This is a genomic window from Pseudomonas sp. HC1(2025), from assembly GCF_058742075.1.
On the sequence record NZ_CP196017.1, the window covers coordinates 5,060,379 to 5,082,520 of the forward strand.

The window sequence follows — 22,142 nt, forward strand, 5'->3', positions numbered from 1 at the left end:
GTTGGCTAGATCATCTGGCGCAATGCCGCGCAGTCCTTGGCATGCCAATCGGCCAATTCCGGCCATGGGTTTTCGGGAACGTTGACCAACACCGTCTGCGCCCCCGCCGCCCGCCCGCAATCCAGGTCAAAGCGATAGTCCCCCACCATCACCATCTCGGCGGGCGCCACCTCCCAGGCCTGGGCCAGCTTCAACAGGCCACCGGGATCCGGCTTGGGCGGTGCGTCGTCGCGGCCCAACACATCTTCCACGGCAAAACAGTCCGCCAGGCCGATGGCTTTCAAGGTGATGTGCGCCAGTTCCTGGGCGTTGCGCGTCAGGATCCCCAGGCGACAGCCCCGTGCCGCCAGGTCGCGCACCAACTCCACCGCGCCTGTGGCCGCTACCGAGCCCAGCGCCAGCTCGCGTTCATGTTCCAGCAACCAGGCATGTTTGGCCGCCGCCTCAGCCGCTGGCAACGCGGCCAGGTGGGTGAGGATGTCATCGGCAGGCGCAATATCCAGGGCCACGCGGATCGCCGCAAAGTCATGCACGGCCACGGTCAGGGTGCCGTCCATATCAAACACCCAGTGCTTAACGTGCGCCAGGCTCATGCCCAATCCTTGCGATGGCGGATCAAGCCCTCCTGGGTCACCGAGGCCACCAGTTGGCCGGCGCGGTTGTACACGCTGCCACGGGAGAACCCACGGGAATTGCCGGCCCACGGGCTGTCCATGGCGTACAGCAACCAGTCATCGGCCCGCAGGTCGGCGTGGAACCACAAGGCGTGGTCAAGGCTGGCCACTTGCATGTCCTTCTGCCACACGGTCTTGCCATGGGGCAGCAGCGAAGTGGTCAGCAGGCCGAAGTCCGAGGCGTAGGCCAGCAGGTATTTATGCAGCGCGGGCGCATCGGCCAGGGCGCCATCGGCGCGGAACCACACATACTTGACCGGATCGGACGGCTGCGGGTTGTACGGGTCTTTTTCGGTCACCGGGCGCACTTCGATCGGCTTGGGGCACAGCAGTTTTTCGCGCATGGCCTCGGGGATCAAGTGCGCCCGCTGCTGGGTCAGCTCCAGCTCCGATGGCAGGTTCTCGGGGCCCACCACCACCGGCATGGTGGTCTGGTGCTCAAAGCCTTCTTCGTCGTACTGGAACGAGGCGCTACAGGTGAAGATCGGGTTGCCCTTCTGGATCGCCGTCACCCGGCGCGTGCTGAAGCTGCCACCGTCGCGTACCCGGTCCACTTGATAGACCACCGGCAGCCCGGCATCCCCAGGGCGCAGGAAATAGCCGTGCAACGAATGCACATGCCGCGCTTCTTCGACGGTCTGGCTGGCTGCCGACAGCGACTGGCCCAATACCTGGCCGCCGAACAGTTGGCGAAAGCCCAAGTCCTGGCTGCGGCCGCGAAAGAGGTTTTCTTCAATCGGTTCCAGGGTCAGCAAGTCGACCAGATCTTCCAACACTTGGCTCATTCAAATTCTCCTCACACAGGGCAAAACCGCGCAGTCTTGGCTGCGGCGGGTAATAACATCGGGCGGCCTGCCTATCCGTGCAGCGTATCCAACCATTGGGCGCGGGTGATGCGGTACAGCACATGATGGCGCAGCGGATCATCCGCCGCGAGCCTTGGGTGCTGAAAATCTGCCGCCGGATCGTAATGCATGCCGATGGCCTGCATGACTTTCTGCGACGCCAGGTTGGCCTCGGTGGTGAACGCCACGATCTCCTCCAACTGCAAACGGTCAAACCCACAACGCAGTGCAGTCCAGGCCGCCTCACTGGCAAAACCCAGGCCCCAGTGCTCGCGGGCCAGGCGCCAGCCAATCTCGACCGCCGGGGTAAAACCGGCTTCAAAGCCGACATTCATCAAGCCCGTCAGGCCGATAAACTCGCCGCTGTCCTTGCGCTCCAGGGCCCACAGGCCAAACCCATACTCGGCAAAATGACCACGTATTCGCCCGATCAATGCCGCGCTTTCCAGGCGGTCCAGGGGGGCCGGGAAATAGCGCATCACCTGCGGGTCGGCGCACATCCGGGCAAACGCCGGCAAATCGCTGTCGCGCCATTGGCGCAGCACCAGGCGCGCGCTTTCCAACTCCAGTATCGGCTCCATCGTTCCCCTCCCTTGCCATGTGCGTGAGTGTACAGCGCTGTTAAGATCCTTCGCTGGTTCCTGTCAGAAATTGCCATGCCTTTGCCACTGATCTACCACGACGACTACAGCCCCGAGTTCCCGGCGGATCATCGCTTCCCCATGGACAAGTTCCGACTGCTGCGCGATCACCTGGTCGACAGCGGCCTGACCCAGGACAGCCAACTGCTGCGCCCCCAGTTGTGCCCGGCCGAAGTACTCGCCCTGGCCCATGACCCCGGCTATATCGAACGCTACATGAGCGGTGAGTTGTCCCGCGAAGACCAACGGCGCCTGGGCCTGCCCTGGAGCGAAGCCCTGGCTCGACGCACCGTGCGCGCGGTCGGCGGTTCGCTACTGGCGGCCGAACAGGCCCTGGAACACGGCCTGGCCTGCCACTTGGCAGGGGGCACCCACCACGCCCATTACGATTACCCGGCGGGCTTTTGTATCTTCAATGACTTGGCCGTGATCAGCCATTTCCTACTGGCCAGTGGCCGAGTCAACCGGGTACTGATCTTCGACTGCGACGTGCATCAGGGTGATGGCACCGCGCGCATCCTCCACGACACGCCGGATGCCATTACCGTGTCCCTGCACTGCGAAAAGAACTTCCCGGCGCGCAAGGCCACCAGCGACTGGGACATCCCACTGCCCATGGGCATGGGCGACGCCGACTACCTCACGGTGGTGGACGATGCCCTCAACTACCTGCTGCCTTTGTATCAGCCCGACCTGGTGCTGTATGACGCGGGCGTGGATGTGCACAAGGACGACGCCCTCGGCTACCTCAAGCTGACAGACGCCGGCGTCGCCGCCCGTGACGAAAGCGTGATGCGCCATTGCCTGGGCCGCGACATCCCAGTGGTGGGCGTGATCGGTGGCGGCTACAGCAAGGACCGCCACGCCCTGGCCCGCCGCCACGGCATCCTGCACCACAGTGCACAGCGGGTGTGGACGTCATCAGGTTGTCATTGAAACGTGGGCGTTACCCACAATGCCTGTGGAACGGCCTGTGGATAACTTGAGCGTAACCGCCTGTAAGCCAGGCGTCGCATAGCTTGTAGGAAGGTGTACGTTTTTTGATCAGGCAGTTTGGCGGTCCTCGGGTAGAATGCTCGCCCTACTTCGCCGAACCGCAGTCACCCCCATGCCCCAGATCCCAGCCCAACCTTTTCACGTCACGATCATCGGCGGCGGCCCCGCCGGGCTGATGGCCGCCGAAGTCCTGAGCCAGGCCGGGGTTGGGGTGCAGCTGTATGACGGCATGCCATCGGTGGGGCGCAAGTTCCTGCTGGCAGGCGTGGGTGGCATGAACATCACCCACTCTGAAGCCTACCCGGCATTTCTCTCACGCTACGCTGAACGTGCGTCGGACATTGCCCCCTTGCTGCGCCAGTTCGGTGCCGAGGCGTTGTGCGAATGGATCCATGGCTTGGGCATTGAAACCTTTGTCGGCAGCTCTGGCCGGGTATTCCCTACCGATATGAAAGCCGCACCGCTGCTACGGGCCTGGCTCAAGCGCCTGCGCGACCAGGGGGTAGTTATCCACACCCGCCATCGCTGGCTGGGCTGGAGTGCCGACGGCGGCTTAATTATCCATAGCCCGGAGGGCGAAAAAACTGTCCACAGCGATGCCGTGCTACTGGCCCTCGGCGGCGGCAGCTGGTCGCGCCTGGGTTCGGACGGGGCCTGGCTCAAGTTGCTGGAAGACCAAGGCGTGCCCTACGCCCCGCTGCAGCCGAGTAATTGCGGCTTCGAGGTGTCAGCCTGGAGCGAATTGATGGTGAGCAAATTCGCCGGCGCGCCGTTGAAAAACGTCGCCATTGGCCTCGCGGATGACAAGCCTCGCTTGGGTGAATGCGTGATCACCGCCACGGGTATCGAAGGCAGTTTGATCTACGCCCTGTCGGCGCCGATTCGCGAAGGGATCAACCGCGAAGGCTTAGCCACCGTGCATATCGACCTGCTGCCGGGCAAGCCGCTGGATAAGGTGCAGGCGGCACTGGCCAAGCCCCGCGGCTCACGTTCGATGAGCAAGCATTTGCACAGCCAGTTGGGCCTGGATGGGGTAAAGGCCGCGCTGTTGCGCGAGTTGGCGCCCGCCGAACACTTCAACGACCCGCAGCAATTGGCCGTCGATATCAAGGCTCTGCCGTTGACCCTGGTGAAAACCCGGCCAATGGACGAAGCCATCAGCACCGCAGGCGGCGTGCCGTTTGAAGCTTTGGATGAGCGTTTGATGCTCAAGCAATTGCCGGGGGTGTTTTGTGCCGGCGAGATGCTGGACTGGGAGGCGCCGACGGGCGGATATCTGCTGACGGGGTGTTTTGCCAGCGGGCGGGCGGCGGGGCGGGGCATGCTGGAGTGGCTCCAGCGCCGATAGTTGCGGTGAGTTCCAGTCCGCCATCGCAGGCAAGCCAACTCCCACATTTGAACGTATTCACAGATCAAAATGTAGGAGCTGGCTTGCCTGCGATGAGGCCCTGACAGGCGCCAAAGAAGTTACTTCTTCTTACGCGGCCCGGTATTAAACACAGGCACCTTGCGCACCGGCTTGATCGATGGCTCTGCCGCAACGTCACCGCTCTCCACCCACTTGCCCAGGTTGCGCTTGCCGCCACCACCGGAGGTCTTGGGCTTCTTCGGTTTTTTCGGCTTCTTCACCACCTGGCCGCTGGCGTCGGTGTCCGGCACTCGGTGTTCCGGTTCGAAGTCCTGCTCCATTTTGCGGGTCAGGGTCTGGCGGGTCAGCATCTCGATGGCCGAGAGCATGTTCACTTCATCGGCACATACCAGGGAAATCGCCTCGCCGGTGTTGCCGGCCCGGCCAGTGCGGCCGATACGGTGGATGTAATCCTCGGCAACGATCGGCAGGTCAAAGTTGACCACCATCGGCAAATCTTCGATATCCAGGCCACGGGCTGCCACATCGGTGGCCACCAGGATCTGCACATCGCTGGCCTTGAAGCGATCCAGCGCACGTTGGCGCGTGGCTTGTGGCTTGTCGCCGTGAATGCCGTCGGCATTGATCCCCAAGCCTTGTAGCTTATCTACCAGCGCATCCACCCCATTACGGGTCTTGGCAAACACCAGCACCTGCTTCCACTTGCCTTTGCGCATCAGGTGCACAAACAACTCGGCCTTGCGCTTCTTGTCCACCGGCACCACCCACTGCTTGACAGTGTTGGCGGCGACGTTGCGCGGGCTGACTTCGATGCTCAACGGGTCATTGAGCATCTGCCCGGCCAGCAGGCGGATATCATCGGAAAAGGTCGCGGAAAACAGCAGGGTCTGACGCTTTTTCGGCAGCATGCGGTAAATATTCGCCAGCTCTTCGGAGAAGCCCAGGTCGAGCATGCGGTCGGCTTCATCCAGCACCAGGGTTTGCAGCTGATTGAGTTTCAGCGCGTTCTGGCGGAACAGGTCGATCAGCCGGCCAGGCGTGGCCACCAGCACATCGACACCCTTGCGCAGCTTCATCATCTGCGGGTTGATGCTGACGCCGCCATACACCGCGTAAGTGGTCAGGGGCAGGTGTTCAGCGTACTGGGCAACACTGGCGTGAACCTGCTCGGCCAGCTCGCGGGTTGGGCACAGGATCAGCGCGCGCACCGAGTTGGCGGTGACTTTTGGCCCTTCCAGGGTCAGCAGTTGCAGGAGCGGCACGGCGAAACCGGCGGTCTTGCCGGTGCCGGTCTGGGCCGCAGCCATCAGGTCGCGACCGGCCAGCACCGCCGGAATGGCTTGCGCCTGCACCGGCGTCGGGGTCTGGTAGCCAAGCGCCTCGAGGGCGCGCAGCAAGGGTTCGATCAGGCCAAGTGTGGCGAAAGTCATGTGTTTACCGTAGGAAAAATTCAGCGCAAGGGCGTAATGCGCGGCAGTTTACCTTATTTCCGGCTTCGGCTTGCGCCACTGGGGTAGGCTGATCAGCAACACGGCGCTGATAATCACCAGCATCGCCAGGGCTTCTTCCAGGCCGATGGTCTCGCCGACAAACACAATCCCCAGCAACACCGCCACTGCCGGGTTGACGTAGGCATAGCTGGTGGCCGCTGCCGGACGCACGTGCTTGAGCAAGTACATGTAAGCGTTGAAGGCGATGATCGAGCCAAATACGGTCAGGTAAGCCAGGGCCAGCCAGCCCTCCACCGGGGGCATCGCGTCAAGGTGCTCACCCTTGAGCGCGCTGCCGATCAACAGCACCACGCCCGCGATCAGCATTTCTGCGGCGCTGGCCATGGCGCCCTGCGGCAACGGCAAGTGCCGGCTCCATACCGAACCAAAAGCCCAGGAAGCGGCGGCGAACAACAGCAAACCAGCACCCAGCGGGCTCGATTGCAGGTTGGAGCCCATATTGAGCATGGCGATGCCGATCATCCCCAGAATCACCCCGGCCCACTCCAGACGGGTATTACGCGCGCCCCAGAAATATCCACAGAGCAAGGTAAACAACGGCACCGTCGCCACCGCCAGCGCGGCGACACCGGAGGTCACGCCAGTGTGTTCAGCCACACTCACCGCGCCGTTACCGAAGGTCAGCAGCAAGATGCCGATCATGCCCGCGGCTTTCCACTGCGCCCAGGTCGGCGCCGGCACCCCGCGCCAGCGCAAGTAGCCATACATCAGCGCCCCCGCCGTACAAAAGCGAATCCCCGCCAGCATCAGCGGCGGCCAGTACTCCACGCCAATGCGGATCACCAGGTAGGTGGAACCCCAGATCACGTACAACGCAAAAAAAGCGGCGATCAACGGTAAGGGAAAACGACGTGGGCCAGGCATGGGCAGCTCTGCGGCAGGACAAGGGATCGCTATTTTAGGAATCCACGCCCGTAAACATAAGTTACAAAACCTGTTTAAAGCGCCCATACACTTTTCAAATCATGGTTATCAGGGCTATAAGCCTTGTATTCGAAAGCCCCCTATTGCCAGAGCCTTATCATGGACAAATACGACCGCATGCTCCTCAGCGCCCTGCTGGAGGATGGCCGCGCCACCTACGCGCAATTGGCCCGCACCGTAAACCTCTCCGCCCCCGCCGTGGCCGAGCGCGTGGCCAAGCTGGAAGCCAGCGGCGTGATCACCGGCTACCAGGCCAAAGTGGACCTGTCCAAGATCGGCTTGCCGATCCAGTGCACGATCGAATTGCGCTTGACCAACAACGGCAGCCAGAAGGTGTACGACGCACTGGCAGAAATCCCCGAGCTGACCGAATGCCACCGAGTCACCGGGGACCCATGCGTGATCATGCAGGCGGCGGTGGGCTCGATGCCGGAACTGGAAAACCTGATCAACCGGGTGGCGAAGTTCGGCTTCAGCAAGACCTCGATCATCTTGTCGAGCGCCATAGCGCGGCGGGTGCCGCTGGGGCATTTGGAGGGGAAGAATGGCGGTGCCTGAGCGGGCGCCATCGCGGGCAAGCCCGCTCCCACAGCGTGGTCTTGGTTGTTCTCAGGATTGGGATCAGAACCCGCGATGTTTCTTCAGATGATCAGTGATCTTCGCCGCCGGTACTTTCTGCAAGCTGCACAGCAGATCATGGGACAGCTCGCGCAAGCCGTGGGTGCGGCGCAGTTCCTGGGCCAGGTGGGCGGTGAGGTTGGCCGCCATTTCCGCATCCGCCATCGCCCGGTGAGCCTTGCCGGTGTGGGGCAGTTGCGCGTAGGACGTCAGGGTGCCGAGTTTGTGGTTGGGCGCCGTGGGCATCAGCCGGCGGGCCAGGAGCAACGAGCAGGCGAATTTTTGCAGGCGGGTGCGGCGGATCAGGCCCAGCTCGAAGTCCCAGAACTTCTGGTCGAACGCGGCGTTGTGCGCCAACAGCGGTGTAGTGCCGACGAATTCATTGACCTCGTTCATCACCCGCTCGGCCGGCGGTGCGCTGCGCAGCATGGCGTTGCTGATGCCGGTCAGTTGCTCGATAAACCCCGGCACGCGTACGCCGGCGTTCATCAGGCTTTGGTAGCGGTCCACGATCTGGCCCTGCTCCAGGATGACCACGGCGATTTCCGTGGCCCGGCAACTGCTGCTCGGCGAGATGCCGGTGGTTTCAAAGTCGATGACCGCTATACGTTCCAAACCTGTTCCAACCCCATCTGAAAATCTATTTGAGCAACAACGCGCCTTCGATAGGCACGTAGCGGCTGGCCGCGCGAATCAACGAGTTGGCCGTCAGCCCCGGCACGCCGTAGGCCACGGCTTCGACGCCATGCTTGTGGATGATGCGATCGAGCAACATGTCGAAGTCTCCATCCCCCGAGGCCAGCACCACTTCGTCGACATGGGCGGCGGCGTCCATGATGTCGATGGTGATGCCCACGTCCCAGTCGCCCTTGGCCGAGCCGTCGCTGCGCTGGATGTACGGCTTGAGCTTCACGGTAAAGCCCAGGTTGCGCAGGATCTGCTGGAATTGCTGCTGCTTGCTGTCGCCACGGTCGATGGCATAGGCATACGCTTCGACGATCTGCCCGCGCTGGCTGATATCAGCCCACAGGGCGGCGTAGTTGAAGTGGCAGCCGTAGGCCTGGCGCACGGTGTAGTAGAGGTTCTGGACATCGGCGAACACTGCTATTTTTTTCACCGCATATCCTCATGGCACGGGGACGTGATGGCCCGCAAAGGCCGTCAGTATGCCAGTCAAGAGGAGGTTTCCGAGAAAAATCAGACCGGGGCGACAGCGCGCCCCGGTTCAGTGTGTGTCAGACGAAGGAGTCGTCGTCGCCAAGGAAGGAGGAATCGTCGGCATAACCACTGTCGGCGTAGGTGTCCGCGCTGTCATTGCCCCAGCCGCTGTTGTCACTGGCAGGCGCCGGCTCTTCGCGGATGATCTCTTCCACTACCTGCGGTTGCTGGTTGTGGCTGAACAGGCTGCTGATGCCTTGGGCCAGCATCACGCCACCGGCCACGCCGGCTGCGGTTTTCAGGGCGCCGCCAAGAAAGCCACCACCTGCGGGGGCCGCCTGCTGGGGTTGCTGATAGTTCTGTTGCGGCGCAGGCGCGCTGTTGAAACCCGGCCGGGTCGGCTCGCGCCAACCACCCGCGTTCGATGCCGGCGCGCTGGTCGCAGGTTGCGGCTCGCGGGAGCTGGTGCCAAAGATGCTCGACAGGAACCCACCACCGCTGGTGGCCGGCGGCGTTGTCCTGGCCCGTTGTAGTTCATCCTGCAATTGCTGGATCTGCTGCGCCTGCTGCTTGTTCTGCGCATCCAGGCTCTTGATCGCGGCTTCCTGCACCAGAATCGCCTGGGTCATGAAATACCCGGCGGCCGGTTGGCGAGTGATGTGCTCCTTGATCCGCGCTTCTGCCTGGGCGTCGCGGGGGGCTGAGTCCGTTTCGGCTTGCTGCAACCGTGAAAACAGTCCATCGATCAGGGTTTGCTCTTCGCTGTTCATGGCGACCTCGTTAGATTGCCGGTAAAAATCTGCGTCCCGCCCGCATTGGGCAAGGTACGCCACCAGTAATGGGGCTGGCCTGCGGCGTTTCAATGATCTTTACCCAAGGTTTACGTTTGTCGGTGATCGGTTAAAGTGTCCGCTGCTTTTTTGGCCTGTGATGACTTTGATGAATCCGTTGACCGTTCTGCGCGACTCTTTCTACTTTTTCCAGCGCAACCTGGGCGCCATCGTACAGTTGTGCCTGCCTTTGGTGATCCTGGAAGCCGTGTTGCAACAAGTGCTCGATCGCACCCTGGGCCCGCACGCGTTTACCGGCTACAGCATGATCGTCGGCCTGCTGGTGTACCCGCTGTACACCGCCGCCCTGATCCTGTTCCTCGACGCCCGCAGCCGTGGCGAGTCGCCGCGCACCGCCGACGTGCTGGCCATGGCGCTGACCCTGTGGCCCCGCTATGCGCTGCTGACCGCCATGAGCACCCTGCTGATCCTGCTCGGGCTGTCGCTGTATTTCCTGCCGGGGCTGTGGCTGATGGTCACCCTGGCCTTCGCCGAATACCTGCTGGTACTGCGTGGTATGACGGCGCTGGCGGCGATGAAGGAAAGTTTTCGCCTGACCCGAGGGCATTTCCTGCGCATCCTGGTCTGCCTGTTGTGCGTGATGACCCCGCTGTGGCTGCTCAAGGGCGCCAGCGTCGCGGCCTGGCCCGACCCGCAGAACCCGTTGCTGGCGGTGCTGATCGACAGTGCCCACAGCTTCCTGCAGCTGTTTACCAGCGTGGTGCTGTTCCGCCTGTTCATGCTGATCGCCGGTGATGCCGACGCCCGCTAACATGGTCCTTGGGCTCCCGGCCACCGGTCGGGTATGCTCGGGGCCTGTCCAGCAGCGCCATAAGGCGAGCCGATGACCCGTTTACTGCGTACCACCCTGGTAGGCCTGCTGATCCTCGCAGGCTTGCTGACCGCCCTGGTCTACAGCCTGACCTGGCGCCCCGCCGAAAAAGAGACCTTGCCCGTAAGCTGTGTCGCCCCGCGTGCGCCGACGCTGCTGCCCGGCCAGGCGCTCAAGGTGATGACCTGGAACGTGCAATACCTGGCCGGCAAAAACTACGTGTTCTGGTACGACACCCCCGACGGCAGCGGCCCGGACGAGCGCCCCACTATCGAAGACATGGCCTCCAGCCTGGACGAAGTGGCGCGGGTGATCCGTGACGAACAGCCAGACGTGCTGTTGCTGCAGGAACTGGACGAAGGCGCCAAGCCGTCCCATTACCAGGATCAACTGGCGCTGCTCCAGGAGCGCCTGGTGGACCTCTATCCGTGCAGCGTCCAGGCCTTCGACTGGAAAGCCGACTTTGTGCCCGACTGGCATATCTTCGGCAGTGTTGGCCGCAAGCTGGTGACCCTGAGCCGCTACCAGATCGAACATGCCGAGCGCCTGCAACTGCCGGTGGCCCCGGCCAACCTGATCAGCCGTCAGTTCCAGCCCAAGCCTGCGTTGCTGCTCAGCTACCTGCCGTTGAGCGACGGCGGCCAACTGGCGGTGCTCAACACTCGCCTGGACAACGCCGCACCCGGCCACAGCGCAGTGCGCGAGCAGGTGCAGGCGACCATCAAGCTGCTGGATAAATTCGAAAGCCGGGGCACGCCGTGGCTGATTGGCGGGGATTTCAACCTGCTGCCGCTGGGGCAATTCCTACGCCTGGACGCCGGCAGACGCGGGCAGTATTCGCCGGACAGTGAACTGCATCTGCTGTGGGACAAATATCCGATGGTCCCCAGCAACAGCCAATCCAGCGGGATTGACCGGGCGCAGTGGCTGACCCACTTCCCCAACGACCCGGGCCTCGATGGGCCGGATCGCACGGTGGATTATCTGTTCTATAGCCCTAGGCTGAAGAAGGTTGAAGCGCGGGTGAGGCAGGACGATACGTTGCGTATTTCCAATCACCTGCCGGTGATTGCGCGGTTCCTGCTGCCCGCTGCGCAATAGCCCACAGCACACAACCGGATGTGGAATAGGGTTTGTGTAGGAGCTGGCTTGCCTGCGATAGCGGTCTGTCAGCCAGAACCTGACCAGCTGACCCACCGCTATCGCAGGCAAGCCAGCTCCTACATTTGGATATTAAGCATGATTATTTGCGCGGCTTGATCCGCGCAGTCGCCTCTGCCACCAGCGGGTCATCCGGCCAGTAATGCTTGGGGTACCGCCCTTTCAGATCCTTCTTCACCTCGGCGTAGGTACTGCGCCAGAAGTTCGCCAGATCCTGGGTCACCTGCACCGGCCGCCGCGCTGGCGACAGCAGGTGCAACTTCACCACCTGCCGCCCACCGGCAATGCGCGGAGTGTCGGCCAGGCCGAACAGCTCCTGCAGGCGCACCGCAAGAATCGGCGGCTGCTCACTGTAGTCCAGGCGTACCGATGAGCCCGACGGCACTTTCAAATGCTGGGGCGCCAATTCGTCCAGGCGCTGGGGCAGCGGCCAGGGCAACAGGTTGTGCAGGAAGCTGGAGATGTCCAGGTTGGCGAAATGGCTCAAGCGCGAGACCTTGCCCAGGTACGGCATCAACCAGCGCTCCAGGCTGGCGAGCAAGGCGCTGTCACTGACGTCGGGCCATTCGCTGGGTTTGCCGGCGTCCAGTTGGCGCAACAACGTGACACGGGCCTGCCACTGGCGCAGTTCCGGGGTCCAGGGCAGCAGTTCCAGGCCTTTGCGTCGCACCAGGTTGACCAGCGCCTGACTGCGGGCGGACTCGTCCAGGCCAGTCAGTGGCTCGCGGCTGAGCACCAATTCACCGACCTTGCGCTGGCGCTCGGCACGCAATACACCTTCGCGTTCGTCCCAATCCAGCTGATCGAAGCTGCGCACTTGCTCGGCCAATACCGAATCGAACAATGCCGGATCGAAGTCGGCGGCCAGGTAGATCCGCTCCTCACGCTGCCCCTGGCGGCTGCCCAGGTCGGCGATGACCAGCCACGGCTGTTTCATCAGGCTGTCGGCTTCGGCAAACAGCGCCGCGCGGCCATTGGCCAGGCGATACTCAGCGCCGCCGGCGCGGCGTTGCTGGGCCACCCGGTCCGGGTAGGCCAACGCCAGCAAGGCACCCAGCCAGCGCGGATGATCGGGATCGGCCACCGGTTGCTCGGCCTTGCCTCTGAGATAGCCGCGATATTGCCGCGCCAACTGCCTGGCCCGCTGCACGCCACCTTGAGTGCCACGGGCCCGCTCCTCGCCGGACAGCAATGCCAGGCGACTGTGCAAATCCGCGCCCGCGCCGCGCAGGATGTCGCGCTCGCCCAGTAGCGCGGCGACATCACAGGCCATATTCGCCAACCCCAGGTCCTGACCGCGCAACAACAAATGCGCGATACGTGGGTGCGCCGGCAGGCTGGCCATTTTCTGCCCGTGGGTGGTCAAGCTCGCGTCCTTCAACGCGCCCAGACGCTCAAGCAGATCCTGGGCCTGGGCATAGGCGGCGGTGGGCGGCACATCGAGCCACACCAGTTGCGTCGGCGTCACGCCCCAACGCGTCAGTTGCAGGGCCAGGCCGGCCAGGTCCGCCGAGAGGATCTCTGCGCTGCCATAGGCCGCCAGCCCTTCATGCTGGTCTTCGGACCACAGGCGATAACATACGCCAGGCTCCAATCGCCCGGCCCGGCCGGCGCGCTGAGTGGCACTGGCACGGGAGATGCGCTGGGTGTCGAGGCGGGTCATGCCACTGCCTGGGTCGAAACGCGGGACCCGTGCCAACCCGGCGTCTATCACCACCCGCACGCCATTGATGGTCAGGCTGGTCTCGGCAATGTTGGTGGCCAGCACCACTTTGCGTTTGCCCGCCGGCGCCGGGTCGATGGCTGCCCGCTGGGCTGTCAGGTCGAGTTCGCCGTGCAGCGGGCACAGCAGCACGTCGCTGCGCTCACCGAGGGCGTCCGCCAACTGCTGATTGACCCGGCGAATCTCCGCCTGCCCTGGCAGGAACACCAGCACGCTGCCGGTTTCGTCGTGCAGGGCTTCAAGGATGGTCTGCACCAGCCGCGGCTCGATAAATTCACCGGGCTGGAATGGCCGGCCCCAGCGCATCTGCACCGGGTACATGCGCCCTTCACTGCGCAGGATCGGCGCGTCGCCCAGCAGACCCGACAGGCGCTCGCCTTCGAGGGTGGCGGACATCAGGAGGATTTTCAGCGGCTGCTCGTCACGAAACAGCTCGCGGCCGTTCAGGCTCAGGGCCAGCGCCAGGTCGGCGTCGAGGCTGCGTTCGTGGAATTCGTCGAAGATCAGCAGACCCACGCCGTCCAGCGCAGGATCATCCTGCAGGCGGCGGGTGAGGATGCCTTCGGTGACCACCTCGATCCGCGTGTTGGGGCCGACCTTGCTGTCCAGGCGGATGCGGTAGCCGACGGTTTCGCCGACCTTCTCCCCCAACTCACTGGCCAGGCGTTCGGCGGCGGCGCGAGCGGCGAGCCGACGCGGTTCAAGCATCAGGATGGTTTGCCCGGCCAGCCAGGTTTCCTGCAACAGCGCCAACGGTACCCGTGTGGTTTTACCGGCGCCGGGCGGTGCTTCAAGCACCGCTTCATGGCGCGTCGCCAAGGCTTCACGCAAGGCGGGTAAAACATCATCGATTGGCAACGAATTCATACTGGCTCCAAGGCAGAACGGCGAGTATAACGGCGAACGGCTGGATATCGATGGTCTCTCAGGTGCTCAAATACGGCCACATGTGGGAGTTGGTTTGCCTGCGATAGCGCTGGGCCAGTAGCGGATTTGTTCATTGACCCACCGCTATCGCAGGCAAGCCGGCTCCCACATTTGAGCGATGGCACCAGGCAGATCTGCTTTATAGTCACACCCTACAAGTGTTCAGGAGAGTCCCATGCGTATTGCTTCCCGTGTCATCGGCGGTGTTCTGGCCGTCACCCTGCTGAGCCAACTGACGGCTTGCGGTTCGATTTTCTATCCTGATCGCCGTGGCCAGATCGACGGCAAGATCGACCCGGCAATTGCCGTACTCGATGCGGTCGGCTTGCTGTTTTATGTGATCCCCGGCCTGATCGCCTTTGGCGTGGACTTCGCCACCGGCGCGATTTACTTCGAGCCCGGCAAAACCGCACAAGTGGCCCCCGAAAAACTGCAAGAAGCCATCGGCGCCGACGGCAAGGTGGATAACACCAAGCTGCAAACCATCATCGAGCACGAAACCGGCCGCAGCCTGCCGCTGGACGACCCGCGCCTGATCCAGTTCAAGGGCAGCGTGCAACAACTCGCCGCCCTGGGCCTGCAACCTGCGGCATAAGGATTTGAGCGCCCCATGAGCACCAGCACCGAACACGCCCGGCTCTTGCGCCTGGCTACCCGCGCCTCGGTCGGCGTGGCCTGTGTCTTGATTGTCGGCAAAGCCATCGCCTGGTGGCTCAGTGGTTCGGTGAGCATGCTCGCCGGGTTGACCGACTCGCTGCTCGATGGCGTGACCTCGCTGGTCAACCTGCTGGCGGTGCACTACGCACTGCGCCCGGCGGATGACGATCACCGTTATGGGCATGGCAAGGCGGAATCCCTGGCAGGCATGGCCCAGGCGCTGTTTATCGCCGGCAGTGCGGTGTTGATCGCCTTCCAGGCGTACCAGCGTTTGCAGCACCCGGAACCGGTGGGTGCGCCCTGGTTGAGTATTGCGGTGATTGTGCTGTCGCTGGCGCTGACCGTGGCGCTGCTGATCCTGCAACACCGGGTCATCCGCGAAACCGGCTCGAATGCGGTGCGCGCCGACTCGCTGCACTACCGTTCGGATCTGCTGCTCAATGGCAGCATTCTATTGGCGCTGGTGCTGGCCGCCTTCGGCTTGCATCAAGTCGATGCCTGGTTTGGCCTGGGGATCGCCGTCTACATCATCTGGAGCGCGATCCAGATCGCCCGGGAAAGCTTTGCGGTGCTGATGGATGAAGAGCTGCCGGCCGAAGTCAGCCAGCACATGCTCGAACTGGCCCAGGGCGTGCCTGGCGTGCTGGGCGCCCACGATTTGCGCACGCGAATCTCCGGCAACCACTGGTTTGTGCAGTTGCACCTGGAGTTACCGGGAGAGTTGAGCCTGTCGGTGGCCCATGGCATCAGCGACCAGGCCGCCGATGCCATCCACCAGGCCTATCCACGAGCCGAAGTGCTGGTGCACGCCGACCCGCAGGAAGTGGTCACGGGGAACAAGGCCTAGTAGGTCACCTGATACCCGCGGCTGCTCAGGCAGTTGCCCTGGGCCTGGCGGTAGGTTTGCACCACCGCCGGCGCAGGCGCGTAGGTGACTGCCTGGGGATCGAAGCCACTCTGCTGCACCGCCCAGCGATAGCAATCGTAACCGTCCTGCTGCACCTGGGCGGGCGATTGGCCGTTGGCGGGATAGGCCACCACGTCATAGCCATTGCCTTGGGGCGCCGGCTGCGGCGGCAGGCTGGCCACCGGCGGTTGCACCACCACGTACTGCTGGGTGCTGCTCTCGTAGCTGTAATAGGCGCCAGCGGCGAGGAAAAACAGCGCGCTGCCGACCCACACTTCCCGCGCATAGTCCGGCAGGTAATGCACACGAATCCCATAGGGCGGCGTGACCACAACATAGCGCGGGCCTTGGGGGCGATACCAATAGCCGCCCGAAAAGAAATAATCCTGGCCGCGATAGGGCACGCGGTAATTGCGGTCGGGGAAGCGGTCCACCGTATAGCCGGGCCGATACTGCGGGCCCGGGCCCCAGCCATTGCCGTGCCCGTCGGGGCGGCCTGGCCAGCGGTTGTCATTGGGGTGGCCGTCGTAGCCAGGACGCGAGCCGGGGCCGCCAGCTTGCCAATGCGGGTTGCCATCATTGCGCCGGGGAATGTCACGGTAGTTGCCCTGGCGCGGCTCCTGGGTCTGGCCGACAGAATCGGGCCGGGCCTGGATCGGCAGATTGCTTCCCGCCTGGGGTGCTGGGTGCGGGGCTTGATTGCCTTGCGGACGAGCCTGCCACTGGCCATTCTGGCCGCCGCGCTCGCCCTGCTGGTTTTGCGGGCGGGGCTGGTTGTGTTCCGGGCGCGGCTGGTTGTTCCCCGGCCCTCGCTCATGCTGCCCACCACCACCCTGCGGGCCTTGGCCCTGGCGGGGTGCATTGTCTCGTTCGTCGGCCATCACCTGAAAACCCATGGTGACCATCAACACACCTACACCTGCCAAACGCCAGATGGGCTTCATGCTATTCCTCACTGCGGATTAGGGCCTATGCATGAGACTGGAAAAGCCGGGCCCGGTTCTGCAACAGGTTATCAGTCACCCGCACAATTTTCGCCGGCAAAAGAAAAGGGGCGACCCGTCGGTCGCCCCTTGAGAACTTCGTCCTGGCTCAACGCTTATGACGTTGGCTCACCTCACGCCGTCTTGTGGACAGTGTGCAGCCCGGGGGCCGGCGCAACCCGGTGGGGTTGGCGGGCCGCAGCCGGCCTGATTGGGCGGGCTGCAGTGGACTCTATGTCCGGGCAGTGATTCTGTTGGTAATCATAGGCGTGAGGCGCCGGCAGATGATTGCGAAGATTGCGTCAATAAACAGTGCTTGCGCAATTTTTAACCCTGGATAGATAATTCGCAGCAATAGTTATGACAAAGGCCAGCCCCATGAGCAAACTTGACCGATACGACCTGAGTATTTTGGCGGAATTACAGCGCGACGCGAGGATCTCCAACCAGGAGCTGGCCGAGCGGATTGGCCTGTCGCCGTCACCCTGCTCGCGCCGGGTCAAGCAATTGGAAGACGACGGCTACATCTCACGCCAGGTCGCCCTGCTCGACCGCAAGATGCTCGGCCTGAGCCTGACGGCCTACGTATTGATCGGCATGGACCGACACACACCCGAGCGTTTCGAGAACTTTGAAGCGGCGATCCGCACCTTGCCGCAGGTGCTGGAGTGCAGCCTGGTCACCGGGATGGATGCCGACTACCAGTTGAAGGTGGTGGTGCCGGACATGGATCACTATCAAAAACTGCTGCTGGGCCACCTGACCCGGATCGAAGGCGTGACCAGCGTGCGCTCCAGCTTTGTGCTGAACCAGGTGCTCAACAGCACCGAGTTGCCGTTGACTCACCTGCGCACCTAAGACTCACCACTAACCCCATGTAGGAGCTGGCTTGCCTGCGATAGCGAAATTTCAGTCGCTGATATGCCAGCTGACAGTCCGCTATCGCAGGCAAGCCAGCTCCCACATTTTGAGCGCGCTCAGGCAGTGACACCTGGGTGCGACGCACCGACGCAGGTCAACGTTGCACCTGCCGCCTTGCCTTATACTTCGCGCCTGCCTTTGTCGGAAACTGCCCAATGAATTCGATTGACCCCGTGCTGTTTGAAGAGTGGATGATGACCGGCCTGGTCACCCTCCTGATCATTTTCATGGGCTTTATCGTCTGGGACCTGGCGAAGAAGTCCAAGGCCGGGCGCTTTGGCTCGCTGATTCTGTTCTTCGTGCTGGGCCTGGGCGTGGCCGCGTTTATCATCAAGAGCGTGGTCATCGGCCTGATCGAGTCCGGGGCTTTATAAGCGCGCCGGCACTTCGCGGTACTGGCCTTGGCCCAGGCCTTCAATCGACCAGTCGCCGATTTTCACCCGCACCAGGCGCAGCGTCGGCAAACCCACGGCGGCGGTCATGCGCCGCACCTGACGGTTGCGCCCCTCGCGGATCACCAGTTCCAGCCAATAGGTCGGCAGGTTTTTACGAAAGCGTACCGGCGGGTTGCGTGGCCATAGCGCCGGCTCGTCCAGTCGACGGGCTTCAGCCGGCAAGGTCATGCCGTCATTCAACTCCACCCCCGCGCGCAAGCGTTGCAGATGCTCCTCGGTGGGCTCGCCCTCTACTTGCACCCAATAAGTTTTCGCCAGTTTGTGCTTGGGATCGGCAATCCGCGCCTGCAACTGGCCATCATTGGTCAGCAGCAACAGGCCTTCGCTGTCCCGATCCAGGCGCCCGGCCGGATAGATGCCCGGGATATCGATGAAGTCCTTGAGGGTCGCGCGCCCGCCTTCGTCACTGAACTGGGTCAGCACGTCGAAAGGTTTGTTGAACAGGATCAACTTCGGCTCGGCCGGCGGCGCCTTGGCGACACGGCGAGCAGCGACATGGGGAGGTTTCACGCCAGGGCGGCGCGAGTCGGGACGGGGCGGACGGGACATGGCAACGGAATATCTAACGGTCAGGACCGACCATGCTAGTGGCCTGACCGTTAAATAACCACCCCGCTATTTAGCGGAACGGCGGCTCGTCAAAGCTGCGCAGCTTGCGCGAATGCAACGAGTTGAGCTCGGTGCGCAACAAGTCCACCGCCTCGATGCCGATCTTCAGGTGCTGGCTCACGGCCCGCTCATAGAACGCGTTGGCCGAACCAGGCAACTTGATTTCACTGTGCAACGGCTTGTCCGACACACACAGCAACGTGCCGTAAGGCACCCGCAAGCGGTAGCCTTGCGCGGCGATGGTGCCGCTTTCCATATCCACGGCCACCGCGCGGGACAGGTTGATCAGCGGCCGCTCCTGAGCCCAGCGCAGTTCCCAGTTGCGGTCGTCGTAGGTCAATACGGTGCCGGTGCGCAGGCGTTTTTTCAGCTCTTCGCCCTTCTCGCCAGTGACGTTGGCCGCCGCTTGTTGCAACGCCATCTGCACTTCGGCCAGGGCCGGGATCGGGATGTTCGGCGGCACCACGCGGTCGAGAATGCCATCACGCCGCATATAAGCGTGGGCCAGCACATAGTCGCCGATGGTCTGGGATTGGCGCAGGCCGCCACAGTGGCCAATCATCAACCAGCAATGGGGACGCAGCACCGCCAGGTGGTCGGTGATGTTCTTGGCATTGGACGGACCGACACCGATGTTGACCAGGGTCACGCCGTGGCCATCGCTGGCCTGCAAGTGGTAGGCCGGCATCTGATAACGGTGCCAGACCACGCCTGCGGCAATGGCAGACGCTTCGCCATGGTCCATGCCTTTTTCGATGATCACGTTGCCCGGCAGCACCATGCGGATAAAGCGTGGGTCGCTGCGCAACTGCTCCAGGCCATGGACGATGAACTGGTCGACATAGCGGTGGTAGTTGGTCAGCAGAATCCACGGCTGCACATGGCGCCAATCGCTGCCGGTGTAGTGCACCAGGCGGCGTAGGGAGAAATCCACGCGGGCCGCATCGAACAGCGCCAGGGGCAGTGGGTCGGTGTTTTCCCAGTCATACAGGCCATCGGCGATGCCATCGGTGGCGGCGGACAGGTCAGTGCTGGGGAATACCCGCGCCAGGGTCGCGGCGGTCACCCCGGAGCCAGCCAGTTCGTCGCCCTGCTCCACCACGTATGGATAAGGGATGTTCTGCTGGCTGACGCCCACTTCCACCGTCACGGTGAAGTCGTGCATCAGCGGCACCAGTTGTTCCAGCAAGTATTTACGGAACGCCGCCGGATGGGTGACGGTGACGCTGTAGGTACCCGGCAACTGCACCTTGGCGTAAGCGCGAGTGGTCTGTGGGACTTCGCCGTGGCAGTGGTAGGTCAGGCGCAGTTCCGGGTAACGAAACAGCGCACGTTGTGCGGCGTCGGGCTCGACGCGATCCTTGAGGTATTGCTTGAGAGCCTGGTTGAGCGCGCCAGTGGCACGCTCATGCAGAGCCGCCAGCCGGTCCACGGCCTCTTCGGCGGTTTGAACGACAACAAAAGCTTCGGTCACGGTAGGCTTCCTGTTTTCTTACATGCAGGAGGTCATCTTGCCTGCATCGACGCCAGACGCAAACTCTGAATTGGCACGCCCACTCAAGATCAATGCAATCTCTGTGGGAGCTGGCTTGCCTGCGATGGCGGCGGGTCAGCCAATACATAGGTAGCTGACCCAGCGCTATCGCAGGCAAGCCAGCTCCCACATTTTTTACCGGGTTTATTCAGAGAGACGGGGTTGAGCGGGCGACGATGGCCTGCACATCCACACCCCGTGGCAAGGTGCCGTATACCCGCCCCGACGACTCACCCAGGCGGCTGGCTATAAATCCATCGCTGACACTGGCATTGCCCGCCTCCAGCAACAACTTGGCCTGCAACGCCACGGCAATGTCCTCGGTCAGCTGTCGCGCCCGGTACTGGATGTCCTGGGTGTCCATAAACGCCGATTTCAACTGCTCGATATGCCGAGCCAGGCGTTTATCGCCATGCCCGTCGCCCAACTCGACAAACAATGTTTCCAGCACGCCCGGCTCTTTCGACAAGGCCCGCAGCACGTCCAGGCATTGCACGTTGCCAGAACCTTCCCACGTCGAATTGACCGGCGCCTCACGGTACAGGCGCGGCAGGATGCTGTCCTCGACATACCCGGCGCCGCCCATGCATTCGGCGGCTTCGTTGATCATCGCCGGGGCACGTTTGCAGATCCAATACTTGCCCACCGCCGTCACCAACCGCGCGAACTTGGCCTCCTGCTCATCATCCAGATGATCCAGCGCCCGCCCCATGCGCAGGCTCAAGGCCAGGGCCGCCTCGCTTTCCAGGGCCAGGTCGGCCAGCACGTTTTGCATCAACGGTTGCTCACTGAGCACGCGGCCACCGACCAACCGATGAGCGCAATGATGGCTGGCCTGGGTCAGCGCCTGGCGCATCAAGGAGCTGGAACCGACCATGCAATCGAACCGGGTCATGGCCACCATCTCGATAATGGTCGGCACCCCACGGCCTTCTTCGCCGACCATCCACGCCAGGGCCCCGCGGAATTCGACTTCGCTGGAGGCGTTGGAGCAATTGCCGAGCTTGTTTTTCAGGCGCTGGATATAGAACTGGTTGCGCGTGTCATCCGGACGCTGTCTTGGCAGTAGGAAGCAGGTCAGGCCCTTGTCAGTCTGGGCCAAGGTCAGGAAGGCATCGCACATCGGTGCCGAGCAGAACCACTTGTGGCCTACCAGCTCATAGGGCTGGCCAGGGCCGCCGGCGCCCACGGGATAAGCGCGGGTGGTGTTGGCGCGCACATCGGTGCCGCCCTGCTTCTCGGTCATGGCCATGCCGATGGTTGCGCCGGCCTTGTGGGCGATGCCGACATTGCGCGGGTCATATTCGGTGTTGAGGATTTTTGGCAGCCAGCTATCAGCCAGGTCTGGCTGTAGGCGCAGGGCCGGCACGCAGGCGAAGGTCATGGTCAGCGGGCAACCGGTGCCGGCTTCGGCCTGGCTGTGCAGGTAGGTCATGGTCGCACGGGCAACATGCGCGCCAGGCTGCGGATGGGCCCAGGGCAACGACGGCAGGCCATGTTCAACGGCGGTGCGCATCAGCTCGTGATAGGCCGGATGAAACTCCACCAGGTCAATGCGGTGACCATAGCGATCATGGCTGCTGAACACTGGCTTGTTCTGATTCGCCAGGAACCCCGCCTCCATCAGCGGCCCGCCTGCCAAGGCGCCGTAGGTATCGATACGCGCTTCGGCCCAGCCCGCCCCGAAGCGCCGCGACCACTCTTGCAAGGGCAGGTCGAGGCGATACAGATTGGCGCCGTCCAGGGACGGCGGCTGGTTGGTAACGTCGTGGGTTTCGGCGAACTGGTGCAGATTCATGACGGGCCTCCTGATAAAAGGCCACGTTCATTGGGGCCTTGAATTCAGTTAAGCATCGTCACCACCCTT

22 protein-coding genes are annotated in these 22,142 nt (G+C 62.9%); 9 read left to right on the forward strand and 13 right to left on the reverse strand.

Translation table 11 applies throughout. The features are described 5' to 3' along the window. Positions 1–5: 5 nt before the first annotated feature. From ACSSVH_RS22665 to ACSSVH_RS22675, 3 genes are all read right to left on the reverse strand, one after another. Entirely contained in the window at positions 6–593 is a 588-nt protein-coding gene (locus ACSSVH_RS22665) for an HAD family hydrolase (protein WP_169951136.1), read from the reverse strand. Beyond that, positions 590–1,459, reverse strand: a complete 870-nt coding sequence (tesB, locus tag ACSSVH_RS22670) for an acyl-CoA thioesterase II (RefSeq protein WP_169951138.1) — start codon at positions 1,457–1,459, stop codon at positions 590–592. Before tesB ends, ACSSVH_RS22665 begins: the two co-directional genes overlap by 4 nt. Positions 1,460–1,530: 71 nt before the next feature. Next, the gene (locus ACSSVH_RS22675; protein WP_169951140.1) at positions 1,531–2,100 is read right to left on the reverse strand and encodes a GNAT family N-acetyltransferase; all 570 of its coding nucleotides are present in this window, start codon (positions 2,098–2,100) and stop codon (positions 1,531–1,533) included. A 75-nt stretch (positions 2,101–2,175) separates the two neighbouring features. Between ACSSVH_RS22675 and ACSSVH_RS22680 the strand changes: the two genes are divergently transcribed. Next, entirely contained in the window at positions 2,176–3,096 is a 921-nt protein-coding gene (locus ACSSVH_RS22680) for a histone deacetylase family protein (protein WP_169951142.1), read from the forward strand. Positions 3,097–3,268: 172 nt separating this feature from the next. After that, positions 3,269–4,504: a TIGR03862 family flavoprotein gene (locus ACSSVH_RS22685; protein WP_492633768.1), complete on the forward strand. Its 1,236-nt coding sequence runs from the start codon at positions 3,269–3,271 to the stop codon at positions 4,502–4,504. 119 nt (positions 4,505–4,623) lie between these two features. Here ACSSVH_RS22685 and rhlE1 read toward each other — a convergent pair whose 3' ends face one another. Next, positions 4,624–5,955 carry an RNA helicase RhlE1 gene (gene rhlE1 / locus ACSSVH_RS22690; protein ID WP_169951146.1) on the reverse strand — a complete coding sequence of 444 codons (1,332 nt, stop codon included), beginning with the start codon at positions 5,953–5,955 and terminating at the stop codon, positions 4,624–4,626. Positions 5,956–6,003: 48 nt separating this feature from the next. Beyond that, positions 6,004–6,900 carry a drug/metabolite exporter YedA gene (yedA, locus tag ACSSVH_RS22695; protein ID WP_170041683.1) on the reverse strand — a complete coding sequence of 299 codons (897 nt, stop codon included), beginning with the start codon at positions 6,898–6,900 and terminating at the stop codon, positions 6,004–6,006. 159 nt (positions 6,901–7,059) lie between these two features. On the opposite strand from yedA, the gene ACSSVH_RS22700 reads away from it, so the two are divergent. Next, positions 7,060–7,518, forward strand: coding sequence for an Lrp/AsnC family transcriptional regulator (locus tag ACSSVH_RS22700; RefSeq protein WP_169951152.1), 459 nt, complete (start codon positions 7,060–7,062; stop codon positions 7,516–7,518). 63 nt (positions 7,519–7,581) lie between these two features. On the opposite strand, the gene ACSSVH_RS22705 is transcribed toward ACSSVH_RS22700, so the two are convergent. The 3 genes from ACSSVH_RS22705 to ACSSVH_RS22715 form a co-directional block, all read right to left on the reverse strand. Beyond that, positions 7,582–8,193, reverse strand: coding sequence for a 3'-5' exonuclease (locus ACSSVH_RS22705; RefSeq protein ID WP_169951154.1), 612 nt, complete (start codon positions 8,191–8,193; stop codon positions 7,582–7,584). A gap of 25 nt (positions 8,194–8,218) precedes the next feature. Further along, positions 8,219–8,695, reverse strand: coding sequence for an NYN domain-containing protein (locus ACSSVH_RS22710; protein WP_032861784.1), 477 nt, complete (start codon positions 8,693–8,695; stop codon positions 8,219–8,221). A 118-nt stretch (positions 8,696–8,813) separates the two neighbouring features. Then, entirely contained in the window at positions 8,814–9,506 is a 693-nt protein-coding gene (locus ACSSVH_RS22715; RefSeq protein WP_170056686.1) for a DUF2076 domain-containing protein, read from the reverse strand. A 169-nt stretch (positions 9,507–9,675) separates the two neighbouring features. Between ACSSVH_RS22715 and ACSSVH_RS22720 the strand changes: the two genes are divergently transcribed. Next, on the forward strand, positions 9,676–10,338 hold the full coding sequence (locus tag ACSSVH_RS22720; protein WP_169951158.1) for a DUF7847 domain-containing protein: 663 nt from the start codon (positions 9,676–9,678) through the stop codon (positions 10,336–10,338). Positions 10,339–10,410: 72 nt separating this feature from the next. Then, positions 10,411–11,499 (forward strand): endonuclease/exonuclease/phosphatase family protein, encoded by a 1,089-nt coding sequence (locus ACSSVH_RS22725; protein WP_169951161.1) that lies wholly within the window; start codon positions 10,411–10,413, stop codon positions 11,497–11,499. A 142-nt stretch (positions 11,500–11,641) separates the two neighbouring features. Here ACSSVH_RS22725 and hrpB read toward each other — a convergent pair whose 3' ends face one another. Next, positions 11,642–14,149, reverse strand: coding sequence for an ATP-dependent helicase HrpB (hrpB, locus tag ACSSVH_RS22730; RefSeq protein ID WP_432754660.1), 2,508 nt, complete (start codon positions 14,147–14,149; stop codon positions 11,642–11,644). 235 nt (positions 14,150–14,384) lie between these two features. Here hrpB and ACSSVH_RS22735 point away from each other — a divergent pair, with 235 nt between their 5' ends. Further along, entirely contained in the window at positions 14,385–14,804 is a 420-nt protein-coding gene (locus tag ACSSVH_RS22735) for a polyribonucleotide nucleotidyltransferase (RefSeq protein WP_169951165.1), read from the forward strand. Between the two features lie 15 nt (positions 14,805–14,819). After that, a complete protein-coding gene (locus ACSSVH_RS22740) occupies positions 14,820–15,713 on the forward strand; it encodes a cation diffusion facilitator family transporter (RefSeq protein WP_169951167.1) in 894 nt (297 codons plus the stop codon). Here the strand turns inward: ACSSVH_RS22740 and ACSSVH_RS22745 are convergent. Then, positions 15,710–16,717 carry a DUF6515 family protein gene (locus ACSSVH_RS22745; RefSeq protein WP_432754661.1) on the reverse strand — a complete coding sequence of 336 codons (1,008 nt, stop codon included), beginning with the start codon at positions 16,715–16,717 and terminating at the stop codon, positions 15,710–15,712. The genes ACSSVH_RS22740 and ACSSVH_RS22745 overlap by 4 nt on opposite strands. 417 nt (positions 16,718–17,134) lie before the next feature. Between ACSSVH_RS22745 and ACSSVH_RS22750 the strand changes: the two genes are divergently transcribed. Then, on the forward strand, positions 17,135–17,614 hold the full coding sequence (locus ACSSVH_RS22750) for an Lrp/AsnC family transcriptional regulator (RefSeq protein ID WP_003176264.1): 480 nt from the start codon (positions 17,135–17,137) through the stop codon (positions 17,612–17,614). 227 nt (positions 17,615–17,841) lie between these two features. After that, a complete protein-coding gene (locus ACSSVH_RS22755) occupies positions 17,842–18,051 on the forward strand; it encodes a DUF2788 domain-containing protein (RefSeq protein WP_038448064.1) in 210 nt (69 codons plus the stop codon). Here ACSSVH_RS22755 and ACSSVH_RS22760 read toward each other — a convergent pair. The 3 genes from ACSSVH_RS22760 to ACSSVH_RS22770 form a co-directional block, all read right to left on the reverse strand. Continuing rightward, entirely contained in the window at positions 18,046–18,681 is a 636-nt protein-coding gene (locus ACSSVH_RS22760) for a pseudouridine synthase (RefSeq protein ID WP_262376926.1), read from the reverse strand. The genes ACSSVH_RS22755 and ACSSVH_RS22760 overlap by 6 nt on opposite strands. Positions 18,682–18,751: 70 nt before the next feature. Then, the gene (amn, locus tag ACSSVH_RS22765) at positions 18,752–20,215 is read right to left on the reverse strand and encodes an AMP nucleosidase (protein WP_029292211.1); all 1,464 of its coding nucleotides are present in this window, start codon (positions 20,213–20,215) and stop codon (positions 18,752–18,754) included. A 208-nt stretch (positions 20,216–20,423) separates the two neighbouring features. After that, positions 20,424–22,073, reverse strand: coding sequence for an acyl-CoA dehydrogenase family protein (locus ACSSVH_RS22770; RefSeq protein ID WP_492633769.1), 1,650 nt, complete (start codon positions 22,071–22,073; stop codon positions 20,424–20,426). Between the last annotated feature and the right edge of the window lie 69 nt (positions 22,074–22,142).

What these genes read in the sequence shown, in the direction of transcription:
- ACSSVH_RS22750 (WP_003176264.1), top strand. Translation starts at nt 17,135, where the DNA reads ATGAGCAAACTTGACCGATACGACCTGAGTATTTTGGCGGAATTACAG.
- hrpB (WP_432754660.1), bottom strand. Translation starts at nt 14,149, where the DNA reads ATGAATTCGTTGCCAATCGATGATGTTTTACCCGCCTTGCGTGAAGCC.
- rhlE1 (WP_169951146.1), bottom strand. Translation starts at nt 5,955, where the DNA reads ATGACTTTCGCCACACTTGGCCTGATCGAACCCTTGCTGCGCGCCCTC.
- ACSSVH_RS22675 (WP_169951140.1), bottom strand. Translation starts at nt 2,100, where the DNA reads ATGGAGCCGATACTGGAGTTGGAAAGCGCGCGCCTGGTGCTGCGCCAA.
- ACSSVH_RS22745 (WP_432754661.1), bottom strand. Translation starts at nt 16,717, where the DNA reads ATGAAGCCCATCTGGCGTTTGGCAGGTGTAGGTGTGTTGATGGTCACC.
- ACSSVH_RS22715 (WP_170056686.1), bottom strand. Translation starts at nt 9,506, where the DNA reads ATGAACAGCGAAGAGCAAACCCTGATCGATGGACTGTTTTCACGGTTG.
- ACSSVH_RS22665 (WP_169951136.1), bottom strand. Translation starts at nt 593, where the DNA reads ATGAGCCTGGCGCACGTTAAGCACTGGGTGTTTGATATGGACGGCACC.
- ACSSVH_RS22720 (WP_169951158.1), top strand. Translation starts at nt 9,676, where the DNA reads ATGAATCCGTTGACCGTTCTGCGCGACTCTTTCTACTTTTTCCAGCGC.
- ACSSVH_RS22740 (WP_169951167.1), top strand. Translation starts at nt 14,820, where the DNA reads ATGAGCACCAGCACCGAACACGCCCGGCTCTTGCGCCTGGCTACCCGC.
- ACSSVH_RS22770 (WP_492633769.1), bottom strand. Translation starts at nt 22,073, where the DNA reads ATGAATCTGCACCAGTTCGCCGAAACCCACGACGTTACCAACCAGCCG.
- ACSSVH_RS22700 (WP_169951152.1), top strand. Translation starts at nt 7,060, where the DNA reads ATGGACAAATACGACCGCATGCTCCTCAGCGCCCTGCTGGAGGATGGC.
- ACSSVH_RS22685 (WP_492633768.1), top strand. Translation starts at nt 3,269, where the DNA reads ATGCCCCAGATCCCAGCCCAACCTTTTCACGTCACGATCATCGGCGGC.
- ACSSVH_RS22725 (WP_169951161.1), top strand. Translation starts at nt 10,411, where the DNA reads ATGACCCGTTTACTGCGTACCACCCTGGTAGGCCTGCTGATCCTCGCA.
- ACSSVH_RS22760 (WP_262376926.1), bottom strand. Translation starts at nt 18,681, where the DNA reads ATGTCCCGTCCGCCCCGTCCCGACTCGCGCCGCCCTGGCGTGAAACCT.
- ACSSVH_RS22680 (WP_169951142.1), top strand. Translation starts at nt 2,176, where the DNA reads ATGCCTTTGCCACTGATCTACCACGACGACTACAGCCCCGAGTTCCCG.
- yedA (WP_170041683.1), bottom strand. Translation starts at nt 6,900, where the DNA reads ATGCCTGGCCCACGTCGTTTTCCCTTACCGTTGATCGCCGCTTTTTTT.
- tesB (WP_169951138.1), bottom strand. Translation starts at nt 1,459, where the DNA reads ATGAGCCAAGTGTTGGAAGATCTGGTCGACTTGCTGACCCTGGAACCG.
- ACSSVH_RS22735 (WP_169951165.1), top strand. Translation starts at nt 14,385, where the DNA reads ATGCGTATTGCTTCCCGTGTCATCGGCGGTGTTCTGGCCGTCACCCTG.